Annotated in this window: 7 protein-coding genes; 3 read left to right on the top strand and 4 right to left on the bottom strand. The window is 74.2% G+C overall.

Features of this window, described 5'->3' with window-relative positions:
* The coding region (locus ACR9ZG_RS18125; RefSeq protein WP_481286240.1) for an APC family permease at positions 1 to 1,275 on the bottom strand (1,275 nt) is incomplete at its 3' end.
* A 126-nt stretch (positions 1,276 to 1,401) separates the two neighbouring features.
* On the opposite strand from ACR9ZG_RS18125, the gene ACR9ZG_RS18120 reads away from it, so the two are divergent.
* Entirely contained in the window at positions 1,402 to 1,737 is a 336-nt protein-coding gene (locus ACR9ZG_RS18120) for a DUF7882 family protein (protein ID WP_481286239.1), read from the top strand.
* Positions 1,738 to 1,825: 88 nt separating this feature from the next.
* Positions 1,826 to 2,593 carry a phosphatase PAP2 family protein gene (locus ACR9ZG_RS18115; RefSeq protein ID WP_481286238.1) on the top strand — a complete coding sequence of 256 codons (768 nt, stop codon included), beginning with the start codon at positions 1,826 to 1,828 and terminating at the stop codon, positions 2,591 to 2,593.
* Here the strand turns inward: ACR9ZG_RS18115 and ACR9ZG_RS18110 are convergent.
* The 3 genes from ACR9ZG_RS18110 to ACR9ZG_RS18100 are packed head-to-tail and all read right to left on the bottom strand — an operon-like array spanning position 2,590 to position 4,063.
* Positions 2,590 to 2,715: a hypothetical protein gene (locus ACR9ZG_RS18110; RefSeq protein WP_481286237.1), complete on the bottom strand. Its 126-nt coding sequence runs from the start codon at positions 2,713 to 2,715 to the stop codon at positions 2,590 to 2,592. The genes ACR9ZG_RS18115 and ACR9ZG_RS18110 overlap by 4 nt on opposite strands.
* Before the next feature lie 55 nt (positions 2,716 to 2,770).
* Complete coding sequence (locus ACR9ZG_RS18105) at positions 2,771 to 3,196, bottom strand: alpha-hydroxy-acid oxidizing protein (protein ID WP_481286241.1); 426 nt, start codon at positions 3,194 to 3,196, stop codon at positions 2,771 to 2,773.
* Positions 3,197 to 3,202: 6 nt separating this feature from the next.
* On the bottom strand, positions 3,203 to 4,063 hold the full coding sequence (locus tag ACR9ZG_RS18100; protein WP_481286236.1) for an alpha-hydroxy-acid oxidizing protein: 861 nt from the start codon (positions 4,061 to 4,063) through the stop codon (positions 3,203 to 3,205).
* A gap of 121 nt (positions 4,064 to 4,184) precedes the next feature.
* Here ACR9ZG_RS18100 and ACR9ZG_RS18095 point away from each other — a divergent pair.
* On the top strand, positions 4,185 to 4,606 hold a 422-nt coding region (locus ACR9ZG_RS18095; protein ID WP_481286235.1), incomplete at its 3' end, for an iron chaperone.

Below are 4,606 nucleotides of genomic sequence, written 5' to 3'. Positions count from 1 at the left end.
TTTTACACGCCCACCCCGCCATACGCCCTCAGCCTCGGGCTCGTGGGCTCGGAGATGTGTATACGAGACAGACCCCACCCCGACCACGACGATCGCCACCCCCGCCACGATCGACGGCAGCGGCAGCGCCGCCACCAGGACCACGCAGCCGACCGCGCCCGCGATGCTCAGCGCCCGCGGGTACCGCCGGTGCTCGCGGGACTGCGTCCACGCCGAGAGGTTCGCCACGAGGTAGTACAGCAGCACGCCGAACGACGAGAAGCCGATCGCGCCGCGCAGGTCCGTGACGAGGACGAGCACGCAGACGATCGCGCCGAGGGCGAGCTCGGCGCGGTGCGGCACCCGGTAGCGCGGGTGGACGGCGGCGAACCAGTGCGGCAGGTCGCTGTGCCGGGCCATGGCGAGACTCGTGCGCCCGATGCCGGCGATCATCGCCAGCAGCGCGCCGAGCGCGGCGGCGGCCGCGCCCACCTGGACCACGAAACCGGGTCCGGGGACGCCCGAGGCGGCCGCGACCTCCGCCAGCGGCGCGCGCGACGCGGCGAGCCCCGCCGGACCGATGGCGTGCAGGGCGGCGACGGCCACGAGCGCATAGAGGACGAGCACGATGCCGAGGGCGATGATGATCGCGCGCGGGATGGTGCGGGCCGGCCGCACCACCTCCTCCCCCATCGTCGCCACCCGCGCGTACCCCGCGAACGCGAAGAACAGGAACGCGGAGGCCTGCAGCACGCCGGGCAGTGTCACGGGCGGCCCGGCGAGCGCCGCGGACGGCGTCGTGTTCGCGAGGCCGATGACGATGACCACGGTGAGCGCGATCAGCGAGACGACGACGAGGATGCGCGTGAGCAGCGCCGTCCGCGTGATGCCGAGCGTGTTGACGACCGTGAGGGCGAGCACCGCCGCCACGGCGACGGGCTTCACCCAGGAGTCCGGCACCAGGTACGTGGCGAAGGTGAGCGCCATCGCGGCCGAGCTCGCGGTCTTGCCGACGACGAAGGACCAGCCGGCGAAGAAGCCCCACCACTCCCCCAGCCGCTCCCTCCCGTAGATGTACGAGCCGCCGGAGGTCGGATACTGCGCGGCGAGCTGCGCCGAGGAGGTGGCGTTGCAGAACGCGATGAAGCCCGCGACCGCGAGCCCCACCAAGAGCCCGACGCCCGCGGCGGCCGCGGCCGGGGCGAAGGCGCTGAAGACGCCGGCGCCGATCATCGAGCCGAGCCCGATCGTCACCGCGTCGCCGAGGGTCAGCCGTCTGGCCAGTGTCGCGTCCACGGCCGCACCCTACCGCGCGCGGGTTACGCGCCAGGGCACTGCCGGGGCGGCCCGGGGCGCGGCCGGGCGGTGGCGGGGCCACGGCGGCCTGGCACGGAGTACGGTGGCGGTCGGAAGGGAGCGAGGGTGGGATACCTGATGTACGACGGCACGACCCGCATCGATTTCGAGGACCGCGTCCTGGCGCACGTCGAGGTCGCCATCATCAGCAAGCTGCGTCGCAGGGAGTCGTTCACCGTCAGCTGGCGCGAGTCGCCGGACAACGGCGACGGCCGCAGCACGGTGTGGATGGACGTCAGCATCCCGCTGCGGTTCCGCTTCGACGGCTCGCGGCCGCCGAAGCTCGACCGGGAGTGGGTCGAGCGGCTCTCGTCGTCCGCCTCCAGCTCGTCGGGCCTGATCGTCACCGACGAGGACGGCCAGCCCGCGATCGGCCACACGCACGAGCCGAAGCTGCTCTGAGGGCTTCAGCAGATAGCGCGCCGTTCTCCCGGCGGGCGCGCATCGGCCGCCCGCTAACGTCGGTCACGACGGTCCGCACCGGGCGGTCGTGACGACGAAGGCGGAGGCGCGGATGCGACGGACGACGGAGGCCGCCCCGACGGGATTCCGGCGCCTCCCGCAGCCGCGGCACTGGCTGCTACTCGGCGCTCTCGGAACGCTGGCGGTGCTCGCGCTCGGCTTCGCCGTGAAGCTCCTGCCCGGCGTCCTCGGATCGGAGCTCGCGCTCGACGAGGAGCTCACCGATCACCAGCACACGCTGCTCAACGTCGCGGGCCTCGCCCTGTCGACCGCGTTCTCCCCGGCCGGCGCGGCGATCATCCTCGCCGTCTCGTGCGCGTGGCTGCTCGTCGTGCGCCGCGCACCGGTCGACGCCCTGGCCTTCGGCGGGATAACGGCGGCCGGCTGGCTCTCGCCCGAGCTCGTCAAGGTGATCGTCGCGGAGCCGCGGCCGGAGGCGGCTCTGCTCGACCACCCGCTGCTCGCCGAGGCGGGGCACGACAGCTTTCCGAGCGGTCACACGGCCTTCGTCGCGGCGTACGCCATCGCCTGCTACCTGCTCGCCCGCGGCGGGCGATGGCAGCGGGCAGCGGCGGTGGCCGGCGCGGCGGCGGTCGTGGTGATGGGCGCCTCTCGGTTGTACGTCAGCGCGCACTACCTGACCGACGTCGTCGGCTCGGTGCTCGTCGCGGCGACGGCGGCCGTCGTGTTCTGCGGGCTGTGGAACGCGTTCGGCGGGAGGCTGCTGCCGCGCCTCGCCCCAGGTCGGCCGGCCGGGGCGGGGCCGCGCACGCGGCCCCGGCAACGCTCGCTCTAGCGGTCGTCCGCCCCGCCGCCCGAGACCGTGTCCTTGCCGTCGTCCGGGTCCTCGGACTTCGTGCCGGTGCCGTCGGGCAGGTCGTCCGGGTCGGGGCGCTTGCTGTCGTCGCGGTCGCTCATGGGCATCCTCTTCCGTCGGTGGTCGTTCCGCGGCCCGATCGGCCGCCGCGCGACACTACGCCAGGAGCACCGAGGCGTCCACCTCCCGCACGCTCCGCAGCCCGGCGAGGCCGAGGGTGATGTCCAGCTCGGCCAGGAGGTTGCGCAGCAGCTCCCGCACACCGGCCTCCCCGGCGACCGCGAGGGCGTACGCGTACGGGCGCCCGACCGCGACGGCGGTGGCGCCCAGCGCGAGCGCGATGAGCACGTCCGCCCCTCCGCGGACGCCGCTGTCGAACAGCACAGGAACCCGGCCGGCGACCGTGTCGACCACGGCGGGCAGGGCGTCAAGCGCGGCGATCTCGGCGTCGATCTGGCGGCCGCCGTGGTTCGAGACCTGCACGCCGTCCATCCCGGCGTCCATCGCGCGGCGGGCGTCGTCCGGATGCAGCACGCCCTTCAGCACGATCGGGAGGCTCGTGCGCTCGCGCAGGAACGCCAGGTCGTCCTAGCCGAGCGCCGGGTCGGCGAACACGTCGAGGAACGTCTCGATCGCGGCCAGCGGCTCTCCCGACCGGAGATTCGCCCGCAGTGCGCCGGGGTGGTGCCGGAGGATGCTCGCGAACGCGGCCACCGCGGCGGGCGTCGGCGTCGTGCGGGCGCGGCGGGCGCCTGCGGTCCGCGCGCCTGCGACCCGTTCGGCCACGAGTCGCCGGAACACCGGATCGCTCGTGTACTGGGCGATGCCGAGCCCGCGGCTGAACGGCAGCGAACCGAGACTCAGGTCGCGTGGCCGCCAGCCCAGCAGGTGCGTGTCGAGCGTGACGACGATGGCCTCGCAGCCCGACGCCTCCGCCCGTTCGACGAGGCTCGCGACCAGGTCGCGCGACGAGCTCCAGTACAGCTGGAACCAGCGGGAGGCGCCTGGCGCGACGCCGTCCATCGCGGCGGCCACCGACTCCATCGGCTCCGACGCCTGGTTCGACAGCACGGCGGGGATGCCGAGGGCCGCCGCGGCGCGGGCCGCCGCGCTGTCGCCGCCGCGGCGGGCGAGCTCCAGCACGCCGATCGGCGCGAGCACCAGCGGCGTCGGCCGGCGCAGCCCGAACAGGTCGACGGAGAGGTCCCTGCTGCCGACATCCCGCAGCACCCGGGGCACGATGCGGCGGCGCCGGAACGCCTCCGCATTGGCGTCGGCCGTGCGCTCGAGCCCGGCCGAGCCGGCGATGTAGGCGAACGCCGTGCGGCTCATCCGCTGCCGTGCGGCCCGCTCCAGCGCGACCGCGCCCACCGGGATGCGCGGACGCCGGCCGGCCACCCCCGCCCGGTAGATCTCCGACTGGGCATCGCGACCGGGGCTCGACGTCATGCCGCCATTGTGCACCTCCCCCGGCCGAGCAGTTTCGGAGAAGCCACCGCGATCCGGCTGCGCCAAACTGGTGCCACATCGCACGCGAGCCCCGCGCGCGACCGGACGACAGGAGACGGCGATGACCCCGACCACCGAGCAGCCCGCCGAGCGCGAGACCTTCACCGAGGAGGAGCGCGCGGCCATGAAGGAGCGGTCGAAGGAGCTGAAGACCGCCACGCGCCGCCGCAGCGCCAAGAAGGACACGCGCGAGGAGGGCGAGCGCGACGTCCGCGAGAAGATCGAGGCGCTCGAAGGCGCCGAGCGTGCGGCGGCCGAGCGCATCCACGCCATCGTCGCCGAGCACGCGCCGCAGCTGGAGCCCCGCACCTGGTACGGGATGCCCGCCTACGCCCTCGACGGCAAGGTGGTGATGTTCTTCCAGCCCGCCTCGAAGTTCAAGGCGCGCTACTCCACGCTCGGCTTCAACGACGCCGCGCAGCTCGACGACGGGGCGATGTGGCCCACCGCCTATGCGATCACCGAGCTGACCCCGGCGGGCGA

The sequence above is a fragment of the Leifsonia sp. KNZ12-8B genome (genome assembly GCF_056755495.1).
The sequence above is the reverse complement of the archived record's forward strand: the minus strand, read 5'-3'. Positions and strand labels throughout refer to the sequence as shown.

Coding starts and splice junctions, on each gene's coding strand:
- ACR9ZG_RS18110 (WP_481286237.1), bottom strand. CDS start 2,715: ATGAGCGACCGCGACGACAGCAAGCGCCCCGACCCGGACGACCTGCCC.
- ACR9ZG_RS18100 (WP_481286236.1), bottom strand. CDS start 4,063: ATGACGTCGAGCCCCGGTCGCGATGCCCAGTCGGAGATCTACCGGGCG.